The sequence below is a fragment of the Roseovarius maritimus genome (assembly GCF_043355895.2).
Lineage (GTDB): Bacteria > Pseudomonadota > Alphaproteobacteria > Rhodobacterales > Rhodobacteraceae > Roseovarius > Roseovarius maritimus.
Window position 1 is genome coordinate 36,847 of sequence record NZ_JBHFPF020000011.1, and the last position, 21,328, is coordinate 58,174.

Annotated in this window: 24 protein-coding genes and 2 pseudogenes; 14 read left to right on the forward strand and 12 right to left on the reverse strand. The window is 64.1% G+C overall.

All coding sequences use genetic code 11. The annotated features are described in order from the left end of the window. Positions 1-78: 78 nt before the first annotated feature. From ACEWPM_RS16385 to ACEWPM_RS16400, 4 genes are all read left to right on the forward strand, one after another. Positions 79-978: a LysR family transcriptional regulator gene (locus tag ACEWPM_RS16385; protein WP_393963510.1), complete on the forward strand. Its 900-nt coding sequence runs from the start codon at positions 79-81 to the stop codon at positions 976-978. Between the two features lie 106 nt (positions 979-1,084). Beyond that, a complete protein-coding gene (locus ACEWPM_RS16390; protein ID WP_393963509.1) occupies positions 1,085-1,300 on the forward strand; it encodes a hypothetical protein in 216 nt (71 codons plus the stop codon). Between the two features lie 325 nt (positions 1,301-1,625). After that, the gene (locus ACEWPM_RS16395) at positions 1,626-1,943 is read left to right on the forward strand and encodes a DUF1127 domain-containing protein (protein WP_393963508.1); all 318 of its coding nucleotides are present in this window, start codon (positions 1,626-1,628) and stop codon (positions 1,941-1,943) included. A 116-nt stretch (positions 1,944-2,059) separates the two neighbouring features. Then, entirely contained in the window at positions 2,060-2,554 is a 495-nt protein-coding gene (locus tag ACEWPM_RS16400) for a Dps family protein (protein ID WP_393963507.1), read from the forward strand. A gap of 125 nt (positions 2,555-2,679) precedes the next feature. Here ACEWPM_RS16400 and ACEWPM_RS16405 read toward each other — a convergent pair whose 3' ends face one another. The 3 genes from ACEWPM_RS16405 to rnk form a co-directional block, all read right to left on the reverse strand. Then, positions 2,680-3,939, reverse strand: a complete 1,260-nt coding sequence (locus ACEWPM_RS16405; RefSeq protein ID WP_393963506.1) for a D-amino acid dehydrogenase — start codon at positions 3,937-3,939, stop codon at positions 2,680-2,682. Positions 3,940-4,045: 106 nt separating this feature from the next. After that, a complete protein-coding gene (locus tag ACEWPM_RS16410; RefSeq protein ID WP_393963505.1) occupies positions 4,046-4,939 on the reverse strand; it encodes a mechanosensitive ion channel family protein in 894 nt (297 codons plus the stop codon). Positions 4,940-5,283: 344 nt separating this feature from the next. Beyond that, entirely contained in the window at positions 5,284-5,724 is a 441-nt protein-coding gene (gene rnk / locus ACEWPM_RS16415) for a nucleoside diphosphate kinase regulator (RefSeq protein ID WP_393963504.1), read from the reverse strand. A 520-nt stretch (positions 5,725-6,244) separates the two neighbouring features. Between rnk and ACEWPM_RS16420 the strand changes: the two genes are divergently transcribed. From ACEWPM_RS16420 to ACEWPM_RS16430, 3 genes are all read left to right on the forward strand, one after another. Continuing rightward, positions 6,245-6,397 (forward strand): hypothetical protein, encoded by a 153-nt coding sequence (locus ACEWPM_RS16420; RefSeq protein ID WP_393963503.1) that lies wholly within the window; start codon positions 6,245-6,247, stop codon positions 6,395-6,397. Between the two features lie 112 nt (positions 6,398-6,509). Further along, complete coding sequence (locus ACEWPM_RS16425) at positions 6,510-6,953, forward strand: sugar dehydrogenase complex small subunit (RefSeq protein ID WP_393963502.1); 444 nt, start codon at positions 6,510-6,512, stop codon at positions 6,951-6,953. A 50-nt stretch (positions 6,954-7,003) separates the two neighbouring features. Next, positions 7,004-8,626: a GMC family oxidoreductase gene (locus tag ACEWPM_RS16430; RefSeq protein ID WP_393963501.1), complete on the forward strand. Its 1,623-nt coding sequence runs from the start codon at positions 7,004-7,006 to the stop codon at positions 8,624-8,626. A 66-nt stretch (positions 8,627-8,692) separates the two neighbouring features. Here the strand turns inward: ACEWPM_RS16430 and ACEWPM_RS16435 are convergent, their stop codons facing one another. Further along, the gene (locus ACEWPM_RS16435) at positions 8,693-9,385 is read right to left on the reverse strand and encodes a DnaA N-terminal domain-containing protein (protein ID WP_393963500.1); all 693 of its coding nucleotides are present in this window, start codon (positions 9,383-9,385) and stop codon (positions 8,693-8,695) included. A gap of 545 nt (positions 9,386-9,930) precedes the next feature. Between ACEWPM_RS16435 and ACEWPM_RS16440 the strand changes: the two genes are divergently transcribed. The 4 genes from ACEWPM_RS16440 (at position 9,931) to ACEWPM_RS16455 (ending at position 12,942) form a co-directional block, all read left to right on the forward strand. Next, positions 9,931-11,235 (forward strand): AAA family ATPase, encoded by a 1,305-nt coding sequence (locus ACEWPM_RS16440; RefSeq protein ID WP_393963499.1) that lies wholly within the window; start codon positions 9,931-9,933, stop codon positions 11,233-11,235. Beyond that, positions 11,232-12,317: a ParB N-terminal domain-containing protein gene (locus ACEWPM_RS16445; RefSeq protein WP_393963498.1), complete on the forward strand. Its 1,086-nt coding sequence runs from the start codon at positions 11,232-11,234 to the stop codon at positions 12,315-12,317. The genes ACEWPM_RS16440 and ACEWPM_RS16445 overlap by 4 nt, the downstream gene beginning before the upstream one ends. A gap of 92 nt (positions 12,318-12,409) precedes the next feature. Next, positions 12,410-12,664, forward strand: coding sequence for a type II toxin-antitoxin system CcdA family antitoxin (locus ACEWPM_RS16450; RefSeq protein WP_393963497.1), 255 nt, complete (start codon positions 12,410-12,412; stop codon positions 12,662-12,664). After that, positions 12,652-12,942 (forward strand): CcdB family protein, encoded by a 291-nt coding sequence (locus tag ACEWPM_RS16455; protein WP_393963496.1) that lies wholly within the window; start codon positions 12,652-12,654, stop codon positions 12,940-12,942. Before ACEWPM_RS16450 ends, ACEWPM_RS16455 begins: the two co-directional genes overlap by 13 nt. Before the next feature lie 10 nt (positions 12,943-12,952). Here the strand turns inward: ACEWPM_RS16455 and ACEWPM_RS16460 are convergent, their stop codons facing one another. From ACEWPM_RS16460 to ACEWPM_RS16475, 4 genes and pseudogenes are all read right to left on the reverse strand, one after another. After that, entirely contained in the window at positions 12,953-13,897 is a 945-nt protein-coding gene (locus tag ACEWPM_RS16460; RefSeq protein WP_393963541.1) for a DUF5996 family protein, read from the reverse strand. Beyond that, positions 13,897-14,523: a glutathione S-transferase family protein gene (locus ACEWPM_RS16465; protein ID WP_393963495.1), complete on the reverse strand. Its 627-nt coding sequence runs from the start codon at positions 14,521-14,523 to the stop codon at positions 13,897-13,899. The genes ACEWPM_RS16460 and ACEWPM_RS16465 overlap by 1 nt, the downstream gene beginning before the upstream one ends. Before the next feature lie 152 nt (positions 14,524-14,675). Then, a pseudogene (locus tag ACEWPM_RS16470) lies at positions 14,676-15,193 on the reverse strand (NADPH-dependent FMN reductase). Between the two features lie 128 nt (positions 15,194-15,321). Next, the gene (locus tag ACEWPM_RS16475; RefSeq protein ID WP_393963494.1) at positions 15,322-15,753 is read right to left on the reverse strand and encodes a DoxX family protein; all 432 of its coding nucleotides are present in this window, start codon (positions 15,751-15,753) and stop codon (positions 15,322-15,324) included. Between the two features lie 108 nt (positions 15,754-15,861). Here ACEWPM_RS16475 and ACEWPM_RS16480 point away from each other — a divergent pair, with 108 nt between their 5' ends. The 3 genes and pseudogenes from ACEWPM_RS16480 (at position 15,862) to ACEWPM_RS16490 (ending at position 18,583) form a co-directional block, all read left to right on the forward strand. Next, positions 15,862-16,626 carry a substrate binding domain-containing protein gene (locus ACEWPM_RS16480; protein WP_393963493.1) on the forward strand — a complete coding sequence of 255 codons (765 nt, stop codon included), beginning with the start codon at positions 15,862-15,864 and terminating at the stop codon, positions 16,624-16,626. A gap of 15 nt (positions 16,627-16,641) precedes the next feature. After that, positions 16,642-16,875 (forward strand): annotated as a pseudogene (locus tag ACEWPM_RS16485) (catalase); the annotation flags it as partial. Between the two features lie 223 nt (positions 16,876-17,098). After that, on the forward strand, positions 17,099-18,583 hold the full coding sequence (locus ACEWPM_RS16490) for an MFS transporter (RefSeq protein ID WP_393963492.1): 1,485 nt from the start codon (positions 17,099-17,101) through the stop codon (positions 18,581-18,583). Between the two features lie 65 nt (positions 18,584-18,648). Here ACEWPM_RS16490 and ACEWPM_RS16495 read toward each other — a convergent pair whose 3' ends face one another. The 4 genes from ACEWPM_RS16495 to ACEWPM_RS16510 form a co-directional block, all read right to left on the reverse strand. Then, complete coding sequence (locus ACEWPM_RS16495) at positions 18,649-19,620, reverse strand: glutathione S-transferase family protein (protein WP_393963491.1); 972 nt, start codon at positions 19,618-19,620, stop codon at positions 18,649-18,651. 64 nt (positions 19,621-19,684) lie between these two features. Next, positions 19,685-20,080, reverse strand: a complete 396-nt coding sequence (locus ACEWPM_RS16500) for a DoxX family protein (RefSeq protein ID WP_393963490.1) — start codon at positions 20,078-20,080, stop codon at positions 19,685-19,687. A 192-nt stretch (positions 20,081-20,272) separates the two neighbouring features. Further along, on the reverse strand, positions 20,273-20,596 hold the full coding sequence (locus ACEWPM_RS16505; RefSeq protein ID WP_393963489.1) for a hypothetical protein: 324 nt from the start codon (positions 20,594-20,596) through the stop codon (positions 20,273-20,275). Continuing rightward, the gene (locus ACEWPM_RS16510) at positions 20,542-21,243 is read right to left on the reverse strand and encodes an MBL fold metallo-hydrolase (protein WP_393963488.1); all 702 of its coding nucleotides are present in this window, start codon (positions 21,241-21,243) and stop codon (positions 20,542-20,544) included. The genes ACEWPM_RS16505 and ACEWPM_RS16510 overlap by 55 nt, the downstream gene beginning before the upstream one ends. Positions 21,244-21,328: the final 85 nt, after the last annotated feature.

Consider the following 21,328-nt stretch of genomic DNA (forward strand, 5'->3'; position numbering starts at 1 on the left):
GAACTTAAGGGCTACCGGAATTACTGAGAACGGGCATAATCTTGCATTCACCATTGCAATGAGCGTAATGATGACCGCATGGGCGAGCTTGAATCCATCCGCGTCTTCCTTACCGTGGCCGAGTTGGAAAGCTTTGCCGGGGCGGCCCGCCGTCTGGGCATGACGCCCGCCTCCGTCACGCGGACCGTCGCGGCGCTGGAGGAGAAACTGGATCTGCAACTTCTGGTCCGCACGACGCGGCAGGTGTCGCTGACCTCCGCCGGCGCGCTTTATGCCGCGCGCGTGGCGCCGCTGGCCGAGGGGCTGGCGCAGGCCATGATTGAGACGCGCGAGGCGCAGGGCATGACGACCGGGCGCATCCGCATCAGCGCCCCGCTGTCGCTGGGCATCGAAGTGTTGCCCGCCGTACTGTCGCAATTCGCCACGCTGCACCCGCAAACGCATGTCGCCGTGCATCTGTCGGACAGTTTCGTGGATATCGTCGAGGAGGATTTCGATCTCGCCATCCGCGTCTCGGGACCGCCCAGCGACAGCTCGACCATCTGGCGCAAGATCTGCAAGGTGCCGCGCGTTCTGGTCGCCTCGGCCGACTACATCGGGGCCAACGGCCAGCCCAAAAGCCCCGAGGAGCTGACGGAGTTTTCCTGCCTCTGCTACCAGTCGGATGCGCGCGAAGAGGTTTGGGAGCTGTCGAGAAACGCGGTGGAGGCCCGGCACAAGGTCACGGGCACGCTCAGCGCCAATAATGGCGATCTGCTGGCCCAGCTGGCGCTGAACGGCGAGGGCATCGCCCTTTTGCCGCGCTTCATCGTCGCGCGCGATCTGGAGGCGGGGCGGCTGGTGCAGGTGCTGCCCGAGTGGGAGATCTCCGAGATCTGGCTGACGCTCTACTATCCGCCCTACAACCAGCTGCCCCTGCGCGTCGCCGCATTCTCGGACTTTTTCGAGCAGCATGTGAAAGAGACCTGCGCATTATGATGGCCGGATATTGGCCCTCGCGCGAAACCCGCCGGGCATTGCCGCGTTGGACAATAGCCGGTCGCGCGCGCAGACTGGCGGCAGGTCGATCGAGAGGAGACCCGACATGGCATATTTCGGCAAATACGAGACACCCGCAGATCTGCTGCGCGACGACAGTCTCAGCCGTGACCGCAAGATAAGGATGCTGGAGCAGTGGCGCGACGACAAGAAGGACTACATGCGCGCCACGGACGAAGGCATGGAAGGCGTTGATCGTGCCGAGCTGCTGAGGCAGATCAAGATGGCCCTCGTCCAGTTGCAGGAAGACCCTTTGATATGATGCTGCGGCGCGTGGTGCCATAAAGGTCACAGCGCGCAAACGTCTGGCGGGATCGCTTGAAAGCGACCTGCCCCATGGCCATCTAAAGAGCATGACGATGTACAGCCTCCATAAGAGGTCCGCGCAGCGCGCAGGACAGCTACTGAACCGCCTGTAGCCCCGGGCGGGAAGGCCGTTGGCTTTTCCACGCCTCGGGGATTTTCGATCTCACCTCACATATGAAGCGACGTTTGAACCCGGCCCGGGGTGAGTGAGCTATTGCGCTCACCGCAACCGAAGGGTGTCTGACGTCTCGGCAGTATCAGTCTCTGAATTGGAGTATGGAATGTCAGTCTACATCACACGCGAAATGGTTCAGCGCGCGGCTTACGAGCACAAAACCGGCGAAAATCAGAGTGTTTTCGGCCCCGTCATCCGTCATTTGAGCCGCCTGTGGCGCCAGCGCCGCGCGATTGCCGCGCTGGAGGCGCTGGATGACCGGATGCTTTGGGATATCGGTATCCGCCGTAGCGAGATCCGCCGCGCCGTCAGGCACCCGCGGGGCCGCCCCGCCGATGGGACAAGGCCCGTCGCAATGGCCAGTCCGGAACATCAGGCGCCGCAAGGCGCAAGCATGGCCGGGCAAGGCATCGCCTCCGCCTGACCGGAGCGGCAAGCGGGCCGCCACGCAGCCCCTCCCCTGCCCTGCGCAACGCGGGGCAGGCTGACGTTGGATACGGAAACTTCAGCATCTTTCACCTTCTTGAACAGGAGACATCGATGACCACCGCAGCAAAACAGAACCCTGCGGCTCGTGACGCCAAGGCCGAGATTTCGAATGTCGCATCTTTGACAGAAGCGCTGTCCGGCGCAGTGGCGGCAACCTACCGCCTTGTTCTGAAATCCCAAATCTATCATTGGAACGTCACCGGCGCGCTCTTCGTCTCGGTTCACGACATGACCGAGGCGCACTATACCGACATGTTCGCGGCCGTCGATGTTCTGGCCGAGCGTCTTCGGGCGCTTGGCAAACCCGCGCTGATCCAACCCGCAGACCTGGCCGCCGGACCGGGCGGGCAGAATGCGGATGCAGATCTGTCGGCGCAGGCCATGCTCGAGGATCTTGCTCTCGACCATGAACGGTTGTCAGCGCAGATGCGCGCGCTTGTCGATATTGCGGAAACCGCGGGCGATCCCGTGACAGCAGACCTTGCGACCACACGCGCCGACTTCCATGAGAAATCCGCCTGGATGCTGCGGGCCTTGGCGGCGTAAACATCTCGGCTGCATGTCCTGCCACTGAAGTGGTCCCGGCTCCGGCGGGTTTGTTGCCGGATGGTTGAGTTTGCCCCCACCCTTCAAGCGATCGAAGCGGGGGCAAACAATTCGAGCCTGCGCTGTCACTTCGAATAGCGCGCCGCTGTCAGTCCATCGAAAGAGATCTCGGGCGTCTTGCCCAGGACGACATCGGCAACCGCGCGGCCCGACCCGCAGGCCATCGTCCATCCCAGCGTGCCATGGCCGGTATTGAGGAAGAGGTTGTCATACTGCGTCGGCCCCAGAACGGGCGTTCCATCGGGCGTCATGGGGCGAAGGCCGGTCCAGCCCTCGGCGCGGCTGACATCGCCGCCCTTGGGAAAAAGATCGCCGATGACATGCTTGACGGTGTCGGTGGCATGCGGCCCGAGCCGGTCGGAATAGCCCGCGATCTCCGCCTGCCCCGCCACGCGGATGCGGTCGCCAAGGCGCGTGATGGCCACCTTGTGCGTCTCGTCCATCACCGTGGATTGCGGCGCGAAGGCGTCATCCGTCACCGGCAGCGTGACCGAGTAGCCCTTGACCGGATAAACCGGCAGCTTGACCCCGATGGGAGTCAGCACGGCGGTCGCATAGCTGCCCATGGCGCAGACATAGGCATCTCCGATGATGCGCCCGGCGATCTCGGTATCGACCCCGGCGATGCGGCCATTCTCGACGGCGATCGCCTTGATCGTCTGGCCATAGTGAAACTCGACGCCCATCTCGGCGCATTTCTCGGTCAGCGCGATGGTGAACATGCGGCAATCGCCGGTGCGGTCGGCCGTCAGGCGCAGACCACCCACGAACTTCTCGCGCACCTCGGCCAAGGCCGGCTCGGCCTTGATGCATTCGTCCCGGTCCAGCACCTCGTAGGGCGAGCCGTATTCGGCCAGCACCTCCTGATCCGCCTTGGACGCCTTGACCTGCTTTTCCGTGCGGAAAAGCTGCAGCGTGCCCTGCGCGCGCCCGTCGTAATCTATGCCGGTCTCGGCGATCAGGTCGGGCATGACGTCGCGCGAATAGCTCGACACGCGCACCATGCGCCCCTTGTTGCGCCGGTAGCTCTCCTCATTACAATTGCCCAACATCTGCACGCACCATTTCCACATGGTCGGACTGATGAGCGGCCAGATGAAGAGCGGGCGGCGCTTCATGAACATCCACTTGACCGCCTTCACCGGAATGCCGGGCGCGGCCCAGGGCGAGGACATGCCATAGCTCAGCTGGCCCGCATTGGCGTAGCTGGTCTCGAGGCCCGGCCCGGTCTGGCGGTCAATGACCACGACCTCGGCGCCCTGCTTGGCCAGGTAATAGGCGGTGGTGACGCCGATAACGCCAGCCCCCATGACAACGACTTTCATTTCAAACGCCTTTCATTTCAATCTTGCAAGGATGCGTCCGCATATCGGTTCTATCACATGCAGCTGCTTTCACATGGGCCGCATGACCGGCTCATTCTCAATGTGCTCACCCGTTTTTAGGAGCCGCCGCCGGAACAACCTCGATCCGGCGATAAGGCGCGATGCTTCCAGCCTGGCGCAATGCTTCGTCGACAAGCGAGAAAACCTCGTCACGGCAGTCGATATCGCGATCGAAGCGCGAGAGCCAGTAGCGCAGTGCATAAGTGATGCCGCCTTCCTCGTAGGAGGTCACGCGCACGTCCGGTCCCGGCTCCTGCTGGATAAGCTTGGCCGTCTTGAGCGCGTCCAGCATGACCTGCCGTGCCTTGGCAATGGGCATCCCGTGATCCAGCGTGATGCTGATCTGCGCGCGGTATTCGGGCCGCGGCGCGGAATAGTTGGTGATGCTTTGCCGGGCGATTTGGCTGTTGGGCAGGATGGTATAAGTGCCGTCGCGGGTCAGAAGCCGCGTGGTGCGCCAGCCGATCTCGATCACCTTGCCGCGCGCCAGCGTGTCGATATCCACCCAGTCCCCGATGCGGAACGGGCCTTCGACCCCCAGCGCGACTCCCGACAAAATGTCCGCGACGACGTTGCGGATGGCGAAACCCAAGAGCGCCAGCACGAGGCCCGATCCCGCAAGCGTGCCGAATGCGCCCTGCCCCATGAAAAGCGAGATCGTCGCGACGAGCGCGACGGTAAACAGCAGCGCCGTGATCATATCAGTCAAAAGGCGCGGATAGGGCCGCCGCCGCCCCGGCGCCCGGTCAAGCGCAAGCGCAGCAATCCGGCTGATCAGCCAGGCGGACGCAAAATAGGCCGTAGCCATCAGGCCGCGCGACAGGGCCGCGCCATCCGCCGGCAAGCCGGCGGTGGCCGCAGGAAAGAGGATCAACCCCAGACAGAGTGCGGTCAGAAGCCCGGGCCAGAAAAGCCGGTATAGATGTTGCTTCGCACTCATGACCTGATCCTTTTTCCGTGGTCCGAGCCTAACTGGTCCCGTCCGGCGGGCTGACAGATTGCGCAGCCCCCTGCCCCTCTGCCCGCACCGGCGACGCCGCTTTGACGGCAGGCGGGAGCGGACTCTTCTTCTCTGCCCACCGCCGCCCGGCAGATCGGGCAGCGGCCAGCCGCTGCACGCGGCAGGACTTCGTCGCAATTATTGCAAATCGCGCGGTCGGTGCCGTAGATCATTTCGCTGTCTCCGATTGAATGCAAGTCATTGGTATGGCGCGGCGCGCTGCCATCCCCGGCGCATCTGATGCAAAAGCGCCGCGTTTTCCGGGCGGGCTTCGTGCCGCCAGCTTAGCTTTCGCCGGATTTCGAACGTTGCTCGACCCGTATGACCGTGAGCGTCCGGCGCTGGTTTGCCCGTGTGTCCCAATGAAAGGCCGCGCCCTCGGCAAGCCCCAACAGGGCAACCCCGATAGGCGTGAGGACCGAGACACGGTCCAGAGCGATGTCGGCATCTTCGGGATAGACTAGCGTAAACGCCTTTTCCTGGCCGGTGGTCTCGTCGCGGTACGTGGCGGTGCTGCCGATCCCGATCACATCCTTGGGCATCTTGGAGGCAGGCAGAATCCGCGCCCGATTGATTTCGTCGAAGAGACGGTCAGCCAGTGCCGGATTGCGCACCATCGCCCCGTCGGCAAGCGCCTCGATACGGGGCAGATCGTCCGCGTTCAGGACAATGCGCGGCTGGCGCGCGCGGGTTTTCGGAGCGATATTCGTATGAGGAGAAAGCATTTTGACGTGCCTTTCATGATGTGGCTGGTTCTGATTGAAAAAGGTCGAAAGAGGCGGGCAGGCAGGCATCAGACCGGGCGGGCAACGCTATGAACCCTCACGGGTGCTCGCAGGTCCTGGCGGCATCCCGTGGGCGCCAAAGCGCCTCATGCCAACCAGCGTGCCCTCGGCCGCGCAGCAGTTAGCCCGGCGCGCGCGCCAAGGCTGGATAGGATGGGATATGAATGTCGATCATGAGGTATCACCCGGCCGCTTTGTGCCATTTCGTCGTTTCAGACTGTCGAAGAGCCCCGGGAGGAGAGGAAAGGCGCGCCCGCGCCTATGCCGCCCGGGGAAGCGGGCGGGTCAGCAGTAGAAATCGAAAATGATTTGCATGGACCAACATGGCTTTGATGTAGGCACGCGGGCGCCCGACGTCAATCGACAGTGACTGTTCAGGCTGCGCATTCTCACGACGGGCGCGGCCATCGGCGCCTTTGCGCCGAGGCGGTGCAGATCGCCCCCCCTTTTGGAGGAAGCAATGCTCAGAAGCGGCACGGACCGGTCCGTGCTGGCCTCCTATCGCCAGAGCCTGGCACGCGACGCGCAAGAGCGGCTTGACGGTATTGCGGCGGCCTTCGCCCCGGACGCGGGCACGCAGGTCCTGCGCGGCGCGGCGGCCCCTGCCGCCTGAGCCCCCGCCTGCCGACGCGGGCGGAACGAATGGCAATCGCGGCACGTTACCCAGATGGCGCAATGCGTCCGGATCCGAGAAGCAGACCAGTAGCAAACAAGGGGAAAGTCGCATGTCACGTTCAGACACCGCCCAGCCGATCACCATGACGCGCCGGGGAATTTTATCGGCCGCCTCGGCCCTCCCGGTCATGGCGTTGGCGCAATGGCCAGCCCGCGCCTTTGCGGCAGAATTCGACGTGGATGCATTCCTGCGCCTGTCACAGGATCTGACGGCCCGCGACAGCCTGGCCGAGGGCATCGGCGCGGAACTGCTCAAGGGCTTTGCCGCGACGGACCGCCGCGCGGATCTGGCCGGACTGGCAGAGGGCGCCGAGGCTGGCGATCTGGCAAATGCGGTTGTGGCCAGCTGGTATTCAGGTGTCTCGCCCGACCCGGGCGAAACCGAAGTCGCCACCTATACCGAGGCGTTGATGTGGGACGCGATGGATTTCACCAAGCCGCAGGGCGTCTGCGGCGGCGTCATGGGCTATTGGAACGGGGCACCCGGCGCCTGACCCCAGCCCCTTCGCCCCATTCAACCGACATCCATTCAAGGCAGCTCACCATGACCAACGACATTACAGCAGAGATCCTGATCATCGGCACTGGCGTTGCAGGCGCGATGGCCGGCGCAAAACTGGCGCAAAAGGGCCTCAAGGTCGCCTTTCTGGAAAGCGGCAAGCGCATCGAGCGCTTCGATGCGGTCGAGAAATTCTGGAACGCCAAGTTCAAGGTGCCCGAATCCGCCTATCCCAATGACCCATCCGCCGAGCATCCCCTGACCCACAAGCTGGACGATTACTATCAACAGATCGGCCCGGAGAAATTCAAATCCACCTATATCAAGCTGGTCGGCGGCACGACCTGGCACTGGCTGGGCACGACCCTGCGCAACGTGCCCGGCGATTTCAAGTTGAACTCGCTTTATGGCCATGGGGTCGATTGGCCCTTCGATTATGACGCGCTCGAGCCCTTCTATCTGGCGGCCGAGCAGGAGATTGGCGTGGCCGGCGACAGCAGCGAGGATCTCGGCTCGCCCCGCTCGGGCGATTATCCGATGGAGCAGATCCCGATCACCTATCTCGACAAGCATGTCGGCGCCGCGCTGGAAGGCTCGCGATTCAAGATCCGCGCCACCCCGCAGGGGCGCAACTCGACCTACCACGCCAACCGCCCGGCCTGTTGCGGCAATGCCTCGTGCATTCCCGTCTGCCCGATTCAGGCCAAATACGATGCCACCGTTCATGTGAAGCTTGCCGAAGAGGCGGGCGCAACGGTGCATGACCAGACCACCGCCACGCGGCTCAACCTTGGCAACGATGGCAAGGTCGCATCCGCCGAGTTCCGCCGCGCCGATGGCAGCACCGGTACCGCATCGGGCAAGGTCGTCGTCCTCGCCGCCCACGCGATCGAGATCCCGCGCCTTCTGCTCAATTCCGCGCAGGACGGCGCCGAAAACGGTATCGCCAACAGTTCGGATCAGGTGGGGCGCAACCTGATGGACCACCCCTCCAAGCTCAGCTGGGCCACAACGTCCGAGCCGGTCTTTCCCTTCCGCGGGCCGCTCTCGACCTCGGGTATCGAGAACCTGCGGGACGGCGATTTTCGCAAGGAACGTGCGGCGTTCCGCATTGAGATCGCCAATGACGGCCATAGCTGGCCCACGGGCGCGCCCGAATCGACGGCGAACGATCTGGCCATGTCCGGCCTGCGCGGCGCCGAGCTGGACGCGGCGATCAAGGACGCGACCTCGCGCCAGATCCGCATCAGCTCGCTGGTTGAGCAATCGCCAGAGGCGGAAAACCGCGTCACGCTGGACCCCGACAAACGGGACGCACACGGCGTGCCCCTGCCGCGCATCCATTACGATTACTCCGATTACACCCTTGCCGGCCTGGCTGCCGCGCAGGACGCCCATGACGAGATTTTCACGGCCATGAATGCGTCTGACGTGAACCATTCGCCAGATGCGCAGGGTGCGGGCCATATCATCGGCACCGTGCGGATGGGATCGGATGCGCAGAGCGCGGTTGTGGATGCGGATCTGCGCAGCTTCGATCACCGCAACCTCTTCATGCTGGGCTCGGGCACCTTTCCCACCTCGGCCACGGCAAACCCGACCCTGACAATCGCCGCGCTTTCGCTGCGCGCGGTCGATGCCATCGCGGCCAGCGTTCAGGATTTGTAACTGGCCGGCACTAGTCTCTAAACCGGGGTTTAGAGCCGCATATCGCGGAGGGGCCAAGGACCCTCCTCATGCGGTGACGATCACCTCATCGACGCTTGCATCCACCGACCTGCACGCGGCCAGCAGCGTGGCCGCCAGATGCGTCTGCACATAACTGGCATGAAACCGGCTGGGCGCGGCCAGGATCAGCCGCGCCCCTTCGCGGCGCAACCGCTTGAGACTGGCAAACCATGTCTGGTAAGTCGCGGCGTTCTCGCCATGGAGCACGCCCTGCGCCAGTGCCCATTCGGTCCCGGCGGTCAAGTCAGGGGCGGGAACGGCGGCGCCGCTGTGCGGCCTCAGCGGCACGACATTCGTCGGCTCGGCAGAGGGCTGAGCGCCCAGCCGCTGGACAAAGTCAGGCCCGATGGCGGCCCATTGATCCTGCGTATCCTCCAGGATTCGCCCAATATCGAGACTGTATTGCGTGACCCGGCCCCGCGCGCCCTGCCGCGTCACCCGCAGCCAGCCGCAGGCGCGCAGCCGGGCCATCTCGCGCTTGACCGTGCGCTCGTCCACAGACCAGAGCCGCGCGATCTCGCGCTGGCCCACCTCCAGCTCGTCGCGCGCCCAGTTGTAGCGCGCTGTCACCAGTGTCATCAGCCGCAGCGTCATGCGCTGCTCGGCCTTGCCCCGCGACAGGGCAAAGGCGCCGAGGGCGGTCAGCAGGTCATACTTCTGCGCCGAGGCCTTGGGGCCGACAGGTTTTCTGATGTGCATCACTGCCCTCGTCCTTGGCGCCAAGCCCGCCGGGATCTTGCGCCGTCCATTTGCCTCTTGCTGCCAGGCTTCTGTGGCCTGAGTCAGACCCAGGGAAGGTAAGGAAGGAGTGAACCCAACGTACTTCCCGGATTGAAATGAATTTGCGTCCGGAGAGGTGAGTCTGTCAAGGGCAGATCGCTCTGTCGCCATCTGATCTAAAATCCAGAGGATTAAAAAAAGGTATTATTGGTAGAGGGGGACAGCCTGCGTGTCCCCTATTAGGCGCGAAATGTCCCCCAATATCTTGTGGGCAGTACGGATCTGTCCCCCTTTATCCGGCGAGGTGCCCCTAATCCTGCCCGCTGCCCTGCCACTGGGGCGAATCGGCTCGCCCTCGGCGTCTGTGCCCTTTGTGGGGGCAGGTTTGGCGATTTTACGATTATCACTATATTGCCTTTTGCTTTTTCTGCAAATTCGGCGTAATCGGGAAGTGAGGCGGGATTAGCGTCCCGTTGCCACCTTATCTTGTCTGTCCCTGCGGGGACACACCCGAAGGAGTCCTGATGTTCACCCATTCCGACCTCGCCCGCCTCCAGGCGCAATCGCTGAAAATGCAGGGCTGGATCCGCCAACAGACCTTCTCGCCCGGCGCGGACAAGGCGCTACGCCGTTTTTCCAGCTGGGAGGTGGCCGAGCTGATCTTTCGCGTCAACCAGTCCACCCTGCGCGGCCGCCTTGCTGCCGATCCGTCGCTGCCGCAGGGCCAGGTCGAAGAGGACGGGCGCCAGCGCTGGTATACGCTGGACGAGATCAACGAGATGCGCCGCCGGATCAAGGTGAATCGCCGCTCGCTGATGCCGCACCGCCCGGCGGGCAAGCGGGCGCTGCGCGCTGCCATCGCCAATTTCAAGGGCGGCGCGGGCAAGTCCACCGTGGCGCTGCATTTCGCCCATGCCGCGGCCCTCGACGGCTACCGCGTTCTCTGCGTCGATTTCGACCCTCAGGCCACGCTTAGTCACTCAATGGGGCTCAGCGATGTGGCCGAGGAATTCACCGTCTGGGGTATCATGGCGCGCGACCTCATGCAGGAAACCGCCCGCATGAATGCCAGCGCGCAGGGCGCGGAATCCGGCGCCGCCCTGCCCCGCCGCTCGCTGCCCAGCTCGATCACCGAGCTGGGGCTGGCCGATCTGCGCGTCGCCGATTTCGTCAAGCCCACCTGCTGGCCCACGATCGACCTGATCCCCAGCTGCGCCAACGCCGCCTTTGTCGAGTTCGCTAGCGCGCAGTACCGCCATCTCAACCCGGAATGGTCCTTCTTCGCCGCGGTCAGTCGCTATCTCGACGCGCTGCCTGCCGATGCCTATGACCTGATCCTCTTCGATTGCCCGCCCGCCATCGGCTATCAATCCATGAATGCGGTCTTTGCCGCCGATATGCTCTATATCCCCTCCGGTCCGGGCTATTGGGAATACGATTCCACCACCTCCTTCATCGGCCAGCTGGCCGAAGCGCTCGAGGATCTGTCGGCCTTCAACGGGGTTGTCCCCGCGGGGACGATGAACTTGCCCAAGGTGTTCCAGGATATCCGTTTTCTGATCACCCGGTACGAGCCGGGCAATGATTTGCACCGCGCGATGCGTTCGGCCTTTGGCAAGGTCTTCGGCGACAGGTTGGCCGAGCACCCGATCGAGATGACCCGCGCGGTCGAGCAGTCCGGAAGGTTTCTGTCGTCGATCTACGAAACCGATTACCGCGATATGACACGCGAGACATGGCGCCGCGCGCGGGCCTCCTTCGATCAGGCGTATGAAGAATTCAAGGCCCACGCGCTGACCGCCTGGGACAATCTGGAGGATGAGGCATGAGCAAGCGCAAAGGGTTCGACATCGACTTTCCGGGTGGCGAGGACACTGTCCCCGCGGGGACAGACCGCCCAGATGCGCCGCCCGCACGGCGCGGTCCCATGGCCTCGGCCATAACGGAAAACGCCGAGGCATTGCGCACGCGGCAAGAGGCCGAGGCGGCAATCCGCGCCGAGAATGACCGCCTTGCGCATGAGCTTGTCCGGCTGAAAGGGCAGGGGTTGATCGTCGATCTGATCGATATCGGCGCGATCACCACGACCAAGCTGAACCGCGACCGGAGCGCCACGCGCGATCCCGAGCTGGACGAGCTCAAGGCCTCGATCCGCGCCATCGGCCTCAGCAACCCGATCCGCGTCGAGGCGGATGGCAAGGGGTGGCAACTGGTGCAGGGCTTTCGCCGGCTGTCTGCCTATCGCGAGCTTTATGACGAGACGGGTGACGACCGCTACGCCCGCATCCCCGCCGGCATCCTTGCCCATGGCGAGAGCATCGAGGGGCTTTACCGCCGCATGGTCGATGAAAACCTCGTGCGCCGCGATATCTCCTTTGCCGAGATGGCCGCGCTGGCGCTGCGCTATGCCCGCGATGACGCGACCGAGGCCGAGGATGTGGAGCAGGCAGTGGCGGTGCTCTATGCGTCGGCGAACCGGCAAAAGCGTGTCTATATAAGGCATTTTGCGACTGTTCTCGAGACCATCGGCAGCCGCCTGAAATTCCCCGAGGCGATCCCCCGCGCGCTGGGGCTGGAACTGGAAAAGCGCATATCCGGCGAGGACGGTGCCGCCGCGCGCATCCGTGCCGCGCTTGGCGCGGGTCAGGCCAGCACGCCCGAGGCCGAGCTGGAGATCCTGCGTGCGCAGGCCGCCGCCAAGCCCTCCGAGCCCTCCAAGCCGCAGAGCAGGGCAGGGGCGCCGGACGCGGCCAAGACCAGCTTTCGCTGCACTGTCCCCGCGGGGACGGTTCGCTGCGCCGCGCGCAATGGCCGGGTTGAGCTGATCTGTGACCGGGATTTCTCCACCGACGACCAGCAGCGCTTGCAGGCCGCCGTGGCCGCGTTTTTCGCTGAACTCGATAAGGGCTAGGCGGGGCAGGGGGCTGCCCGCCTTGCGTGATGGCGCTTGCCTCCTCCGCCGGTACGGTATATAAAGGCGGTATATTTCAGGGGGGGGACGCCATGGCACATGCCGCCCGGCGCAAGACATCGCTCAGCCTCGATGCCGAAGCGCTGGACCGCGCGCGCGATCTGGGCATCAACGTGTCGGCCATCGCCGACAGCGCCCTGCGCCGCGCCGTCGCTGAGGCGCAGCGCCGTGAATGGCTGGCTGAAAACGCAGATGCCTTTGCGGCGCAATCGGATTGGCACGCGCAGAACGGTCACCCGCTAGCGCAGATCCTGACCGCGCCGGGGGCGGCATCTTGGCAGAGCTGACGCGCTACGACATCGCCGAATATGGCGGCGTCCTGATGGTGGTCATCGAGAGTGATCTTCTGCCGCCCGATGCGTCGGTCGTGGTGATCCCGCTCTTGCCGGATTATCCGGCAGTCACGCTGCTCAACCCCGACATCACCCATGAGGGCCGGCGCCTGATCCTTGCCACGCGCCTGATTGCGGGCGTGCGGCGCAGCGCGCTGAGGCGCGTCGGCTGCGCAGCGGGGCAGGAGGATGCGATCACCCGCGCCGTCGATGTTCTGATGGCGGGTGTCTAGGCGGGCCGCTCTAGCGGGCGTGGCTTGCCGGGTTTGCCGATCTCGCACTCCAGCGCATCCCGGTTCCAATCGCCGTATCGGCCGCGGCCGCATAGGTCGATTGCAGGAAGTCCATCAGCATCCCCTCGGGGTCATCGCTGGCAATGACATCGGCATAGGGCAGCAGGAACTCGCCCAGATCGGTGTCAAAGCGTGCAATCTCGGGCGCGACGGGATAGTCGGCAAAGCCCTTGGGCGTGGGGTACGCATAGGAATAGAACATCGTCTCATCCACGCCGCCGCCGCCCGGCCAGAATCCGGCGGAGGACACCTCGTGGCTATAGGCCTCCTGCGCGATGGCATCGGGCATGTTGGGGATGCCGGCGGGATGCAGCGGCGCGGTGCTGCCCGAAAAGCGGGTAAGCGCCAGATCGAAGGAGCCCCAGAAGAAATGCACGGGCGAGACCTTGCCCAGAAACCCGGTGCGGAAATGCTCGAAGACCGGCACGATATGCAAAAGCGCCTTGTGAAACCGCGCGGCGGCCTCGGCATCATAGGGGCGCGCCTCGGTGTCCTTGGCGAAGGGCACCGCATCGGGCAGCTCATTCGGCGCGCCGTGAATGTCAAACGTGCCGCCGACCGCCTCGACGGCGCGTTCGAGGCGGGTGTGGAACTCCGCAACGCTCATCGGCTCCAGCGCGAAACCGTCGCGCGCGCCGCCATCGGCTTCGGCGACCAGGCGATGATCGGTGAAATCGAGCGTGAGGCTGACGCAGCCGCCCGTCTCATGCACCGGCCCGGTCGTCATGCCGCGCGGCGTGACATAAAGCGCCGAATGCCAAGCATGGTTGACCCACGGCGTATGCGCCACGCGGTATTTGCCCAGCATCTGCGTCCACAGATGCAGCGCGGCGCAGGTCTCTGCCCAGTCTGACCAGGGCAGAGACGGCCAGTTATCTCCCTTGGCGAAGGCCATCACCCGATCGGCTCCATGTTCTGACGTTCGAGCGCGGTCTGCACGCCCTTGTCGGCTTCCATCCGGCTGCGATGCTCCTTGAGCGCGGGATAGTCACCCATCGAAAGCGGCGTCTGCTCGATCCAGCGGCTCAGCACATAGAAGAACGTATCGGCAAAGCTGCGCTTGCCCAGATACCATTCGCGGCCATTCGCGTTCAGCACATCGTTGAGACGCTTGTAATGATTGCCCAGCGTCTCGTAGGTCTTGCGCTTGACCTCCGCGACCCCGTCCTGGCTTTCGGCGAAGTTCTGCGGGCCGAAATGGCCGCCATAGGCCGCATGCACATCGGACGTCATGTAGGACAGCGCCTCGGCCTCCTTGCGGCCGATATCGGTATCGCGCCCATAGTTGCTTTTGCCATACGCGGCGCCCAGCCATTGGAGGATCGCCGCCGCCTCGGTCAGCACATCGCCATCCTCGAACTGGACGCTTGGCACCTTGCCCTTGGGGTTGATCGCCAGATAGTCGGCCATCTTGTGATCGCCATACGCCATCGTCTTGACCTCGACCGGCGCATCCAGCCACGCCACCGCGATATTGGGCGCAAGCGAGCAGGTTCCGGGCATCGTGTAAAGTGTTGGCATGGGTGTTCTCCTGAGATTTGGGTGTCGTCCGCACGGTTTGGGCCGCGTGGGACGAGCCGGACCCACCAAGGGCGCATCCGGCGTGAAACTTGACGTAGCCGAGGTGCCGCGAGGTGGGGATACGGCCCGTAGGGCCAAAGGTTCCGGTGGTGTCAGATGTCCCGCGCGGCGACGAAGGCGGTGAACCCGGCGAGAAAGGCCGTCAGCCGATCCCGCATCGCCTGGTCCGTCATGTGCCCGCCGTCGTCAAAGGTACCGCCCGCCCGCGCCACCATCAGCCGGCCCTGATGCCAAGGCCGCGTGCCGAGGGTGCGCAGCACGCTCAGCCACGCATCCTGCGACAGGATCGTGCCGAACCCGCCGGGCGAGGCGCCCAGCACGGCCACCTTTTTGCCGCCAAAGATGCGGGCGATATCGCTGGCGGGGCGGCTGGTCCAGTCGATCGCGTTCTTGAAAACGCCGGGGATCGAATTGTTGTATTCGGGCGTGAAGAGCAGCACGCCATCTGCTCTTTCAGACGCTCGACCGCCGGAGGGATGCCCGCCTGCGCCTCTTCGTCCGCGTCATAGAGGGGGATGCCCCGAATGGTGCCTTCCTCAAGGGTGGCACCCTCGGACATGAGGCCCTGCGCGGTGCGCAGGAGCGCGGTGTTGAACGAGGCCGCGCGCAAGCTGCCGGATATTCCCAGAATGCGTGTCATGTCGCTTGATCCTTTGCGTTTCATGGTCGATGCCAAGATAGCCTAGCGCGATTGCCGCCCGTTGCCCGCATTCAGGAACGCGGGCAGGGGGCCGTATCTCAGGCCCTGAGCGCCTGAGGCACGAAGCCGTCGATCACCGGCAGGCGGCGCAGCGCATAGGCACCACCGCCCTGCACGGCGACCGCCACGGCAAGCGCCACCAGAAGCAGCGGGAATTCCCAGCCGCCGCCTTCGGCGTTGAAGACCCAGCCATTGCCGACATGCGCCCAGACCGCACCCAGCAGCAGCGGGAGCGACAGAAGGGCGGCGAGGCGGGTGTAGAGGCCGAGGAGGATGGCGGTGCCGCCGGCCAGTTCGGCAAAGATGGTCAGATAGGCGGCGATGGCGGGCAGGCCGAGGCTGCCGAAATAGGCGACCATGCCGGGCACGGTAAAGACCAGCAGCTTGAGAAACCCGTAGGCCAGCAGGACGCTGCCCAGAGAAATGCGGGTGATGGTGGCGCCGTAAGCGAGGTTTGCGGAATGTGTCATTGTCTTGCCTCCGAATGTGTTCGCTCTGGCACCCATATCGCACCTTGGGTAATGTATTGATAATACGGCACTTCGGCAGATCATTCTTTCCATAAGGTTGATAATGGCATGGATCACATCTCACGCATCGGGGTCTTTGTCGCCGTGGTCGAGGCGGGCGGCTTTGCCGGCGCGGCGCGGGCGCTGCAGGATCTGCGCGAGGCCGAAGAGCTGATCAACGAGCTGAAATCGCGCCCCAAGGGGCCGCTGAGGATCAGCCTGCCGCAAAGTTTCGGGATCAAGTATCTCGGCACGGCCATCGCCGAATTCGCCGCCCGCTATCCCGAGGTCGAGCTGGACGTGAGCCTGAACGAGCGCTTCGTCGATATGGCCAGCGAGGGCGTCGATCTGGCCGTGCGTATCGGCGCGCTGGCGGATACGTCGCTGATTGCGCGGCGCATGGCGGGCTGTCCGTTCGTCCTTTGCGCGAGTGCGGGATATCTGGCCGAACATGGCACGCCGGAGCGGCCTGAGGATCTGGCGGATCACAACGTTTTGGCCTTCACCGGCAATAGCGGGGTGCATGAATGGCGCTATCTGGATGCGGCGGGCAGTGCCGGGCAGATCAGCCTGCGCGCAAGCTTTCGCACCGACTCGGGCGATATGCTGTGCAGCGCCGCCCTGGCCGGCGTCGGGATTGCCATCCTTCCCATCTTCTATGTCGCCGCACATCTGGAAACGGGTGCCCTGCGCGCGATCCTACCCGAATACACCACGGCGCCTCAGCGCGACATATTCGCGGTCTTTCCGCCCAGCCGGTTCCAGTCGACCCGGCTGCGCCTGCTGGTCGAGCATCTGGTTGGGACATGCAGGGATCTGCCCTGGGAGAGGTGAGCCGACGCCGCGCATCAGGCCACACGGCGGATGGGCGATCGCGGCATCCCCAAGACGTGGCGCCACATGGATGGCTATTCCAGCCACACCTGTATGTCGGTCAACGCGGATGGCGATTATCCCACTTGGATGCTGAAGATGCAGATCATGCCCTTCGAGAAGGCCGGGACATCTCGCTTCAACCCCTTCGATTTGACCAAGCTGCGGCCGAATTCCGACTATCCGCTGATCGAGCTGCGCGGCGGCTGACGCGCCAAGGCCCTGCCTGACCTTGCGCGCCGCATGGTATGCGCGGCGTCGGCCATTCCGCAGCGGCGTGACCATTCTGCCAATCCGCCGCCGTGGACCCTCTCACGCCGAGGCGGTAGAAGGCAAAGACACCTCCATCGAACCGGGCGCGCTACCCGTGCGTTGGCTGTCGGTACGCGCGGCTTTGAGCGTCGCGCGCCGGAATACCAGAAAGCTTGTCAGAATGAATTCTTCGCACACCGATGTGACCCCGCCGCCCGCGCCGCAAGATGACCCCACAGCCGATCCGGTGCGCTGGCGCATCCTCTTTGTGCTGATCATAACGATCTTCATGACCCTCGTGGGTGTCAGCATCGTCAACGTGGCGCTGCCGTCGATCCGTATCGGGCTGGATGCGTCGCAATCGGATCTGCAATGGGTGCTCTCGGGCTATGCGCTGACCTTCGGCGTCGTGCTGGTGGGCGCAGGCCGCGCCGGGGACATCATGGGGCGCGGCGGGCTGTTCCTGATCGGGGTGGGTATCTTTACCGTCTCGTCCGTCGCGGCGGGACTGGCGCCCAATGCCGAATGGCTGAACGCCGCGCGCTTTGCGCAAGGGATCGGCTCGGGCCTCTTGAACCCCCAAGGCCTTGGCATGATCCAGCATTACTTTCGCGGCGACGCGCGTGGGCGGGCCTTTGGCTATTTCGGCACGGCTGTCGGCGTGTCGGTCGCCATCGGGCCGGTGCTGGGCGGCCTTCTGATCGAGCTGGGCGGGCCCGAGCTGGGCTGGCGGCTGACCTTCTTGGTCAACGTGCCCATCGGCGCCGCGGCGCTGATCCTGGGCCTGATGTGGTTTCCGCGCCCGCTTATCTTGCGCCTGCCGCGCACCGGCAGCGGGCTGCGCTCGCTCGATCCGGTCGGTGCGCTGCTACTGGCGCTGGCGGTGCTGGCCATCCTCTTTCCGTTCGTCGAGAATAGCGGCAGCGCGCTGATCTGGCTGCTGCTCCCGGTCGGCCTTGCGCTGGTCTGGGTCTGGGTCTGGTGGGAGCGGCGGTATCTGCGCCTTGGCCTCAGCCCGATGGTCGATCTCAAGATCTTCTCGACCCGCAGCTATTTGCACGGGATCACGATCATGACGCTCTACTTCATGGGCGTCACCAGCGTCTGGGTACTGGTCGCGCTCTATGTGCAGGAGGGTGGCGGCAAATCGGCGCTGGAATCGGGATTCTTCGGCATCCCGGCGGCGCTGCTGTCGGCCTATGCCGCCTATTGGGCCGGCAGCCGCGTGATGCGTCTGGGGCGCAAGGTGGTGATCTGGGGTCTGCTGCTGGCGCTGGTCGGACTGGGGCTGAGCATCGGTGTGGTCCTGCTGCACGAGGCGGGCCATATCAGCATCTGGTGGCTGATGGCGTCTCTGGCCTTTGTCGGCATGGCCCAAGGCTCGGTCATCAGCCCGAACCAGACTCTGACGCTGGCCGAAGTGCCGCTGGACTACGCCGGAAGCTCGGGCGCGATCATGCAGACGGGTCAGCGGATCGGCACGGCGGTCGGGATCGCGATGATCACGGCGGCCACGTTCTATACCCTTGCGGCGACATCCTGGGCGATGGCGATGATTGTCGGATTCAGCCTGATCGCCCTGGTGGTCTTTGCGGCGCTGCTGGTTGCGATCAAGGACCAGCGCGACCGCACCCGCAGCGTCGCCGGGACGCCTGCGCGCGCCTGAGCGCAACAGCAAAAATGCCGGCGAAGGATATGCGCCGGCATTGAGACTTACGCGCTGACGACGCCCTAGTAGCCCCGCGTGGAGGGCTGCTCAAGGTCCAGCACCGGCCCCGCAGGAACGATTCCGTTCGGGTTGATGGTGCCGTGGCTGCGGTAGTAATGCTGCTGGATGTGATCGAAATCCACCGTCTCGGCGACGCCGGGCATTTGATACAGCTCGCGGGTGTAGCTCCAGAGGTTCTCGTAATCCTTCAGCATCTTCAGGTTGCACTTGAAATGCCCGTGATAGACCGGATCAAAGCGGATGAGCGTGGTGAAGAGCCGCCAGTCGGCCTCGGTCAAGCGGTCGCCGACGAGGTAGCGTTGTTTGCCCAGCCGGTCCTCCAGCGTGTCGAGCGCGTCGAAAAGCTTGCGCGCTTCGCCCTCATAGACCTTCTGATCGGTGGCGAAACCGGCCTTGTAGACACCGTTATTCACCGCGTCATAGGTCAGTGCGTTGATCTCGTCGATCTCGTCCATCAGCGCGTCCGGGCTGTAATCGGTCTCATCCGTGGCGATCCCCGCGAAGGCCGAATTCAGCATGCGGATGATGTCTGCGGATTCGTTGCTGACGATGGTGCCGCGCTCCTTGTCCCAGAGGACCGGTACGGTTACGCGGCCCGAATACTCGGGATCGGCGCGCAGATAGACCTGATACATGTAATCGGCGCCGCCGGGATCCGGGATGACGCCGGGGCCGGCCTCAAACGTCCAGCCATGATCGCCCATGTAGGGGTTGACGACCGAGAGGCCGATCGCGTCCTTCAGCCCCTTGAGGCTGCGCAGGATCAGCGTGCGGTTGGCCCAGGGGCAGGCAAGCGAGACATAGAGGTGATAGCGCCCCGCCTCGGCCTTGAACCCGCCTTCGCCGGTCGGTCCGGCGCTGCCATCCGCCGTCACCCAGTTGCGGAACTGCGACTCGCTGCGCTCGAACTTGCCGCCGGTGCTGTCCGTGTCATACCATTTGTCGTGCCATTCGCCGTCGATGAGAAGTCCCATGGTCTTGTATCTCCTGAAGTCGGTCAGGCGGTTGCCTGAGGGTGTGTGAAATGCGCGGGTGCGCTCAGCTGGGCTGGCCGCGCCGGGCGTCGATGCTCCACGGGCCGGGGCCCGCGAAGATGAGGTAGAAAAAGACGAAGCAGAAGAGGATCGCCCCCGCGCCGCCATTGACCGAGGGAAAGACGCTTTGCGGTGCATGCGCGATGAAATAGGCGGCGGCCATCGTGCCCGAGGCGATGAAGGCGGCGGGGCGGGTCAAAAGGCCCAAGGCAATCAGCGCCCCGGTGACAAGCTCGATCACGCCCGCATTCCACGACATCGAGAACATCTCGGGCGCGCGGCCATCGGGAAAGCCTAGGATCTTTTCGCTGCCGTAGCAGAAAAATGTCAGCCCGGCGGCGATCCCCAACACGCTGAGCAAGCGCGGCGCCCAATCGCCTTCAAGGGTGCGGCGGGTCATCTGCGGTCTCCTTTTGTGGCACCGGGGCCATGACCTTGGGGTCTAGGGATAAACTAGGGGCGCCGGGCCTGCCTTGGAACAGTGATAATCCGTCATTCACTGTTGCACTTAGCGCAATAAACGCGCGCCGCCGTACATGAGACCGGCCGCAGCGGGGGGCTGCGGCCGGCAATAATTGAACGTGGCGAGATCCTACCAGACGCCGCGGCGGTGGTTGTCGACCCAACGGAACATGCCCTCGATATTGGCGCGGCGCATGTATTTATAGCCGAACCATCCGTCGCGATACTCGTTGCCGGCGGTGACGTTGCGCCACAGCTGGTCCCATTTCATGCCTTCGCGCGACAGCGCCAGCACCTGATCGTGCAGGTCAGTCATGTAGCCGCGCAGCGCGACGATATCCTCGGTGGTGGCCGGATCGTTGTAATGACCCACGTCGATCAGATCGACATCCTGCTCGATCACCCAGTCCAGAGTCTTGATCCAGCCGGGATAGTAGAAGTCGAGAAAGTCCATATAGGGGAAGGTCTTGGACTGGCACACATCGTGCATTGCATCGCGCTCTGACGCGGAAAGACGACCTGCACCATGCTGTTCGAGTGATTACCCATCGGCTCGTGATGCAGGCGGATGGTCTCGCCCCCCAGCTCGATCTCGGCCTTGGTGTCAAAGACGCGGTCGGGCGTGGCGAAGGGCAGCTTTTCCCCGATGATCGGCTCGATCGCATTGCGCTGCGCGATCACCGTCGCGCCCGCCTCCTGCCAGACCTGCGTGCCAGCCAGATGGTCCCAATGGGCGTGGGTCTGGACGACATATTTGATGTCCGTATCGAACCGCGTCTTGATCTCGTCCTGAAGCCATTTGGCAACGCAGGTATTGCCGCCATCGACCACCAGCGCGCCCTCGTCGGTGATGAGGACCAGCCCGCTATGGGTGGCCGGGAAAGAGCCGTTGGTGTGCCGGTAGAGATTGTCCTTGAACGGCTCCAGCGATTTTTCCACGTCGCACTTGCCGTCGGACGGGTCCGGCAGGATCTCGCGGCCCTCGTAGATGGATTGGTCCACCGGCTCGGCGGTGTCGCTCGCCGCGAAGGCGGGCGCGGTGAGGGTGGCCAGAATGCCGGTAAGGGCCAGTTTAGTGAGGTTTGTCATGGTGTTTGTCATGGCTCAGCTCCTTACGGATTGGGCGCTGGGGCCGACAAGGTTGATATAGCTCGGGTCGAGATCCGACAGCTTGGCCGCGCCGGTC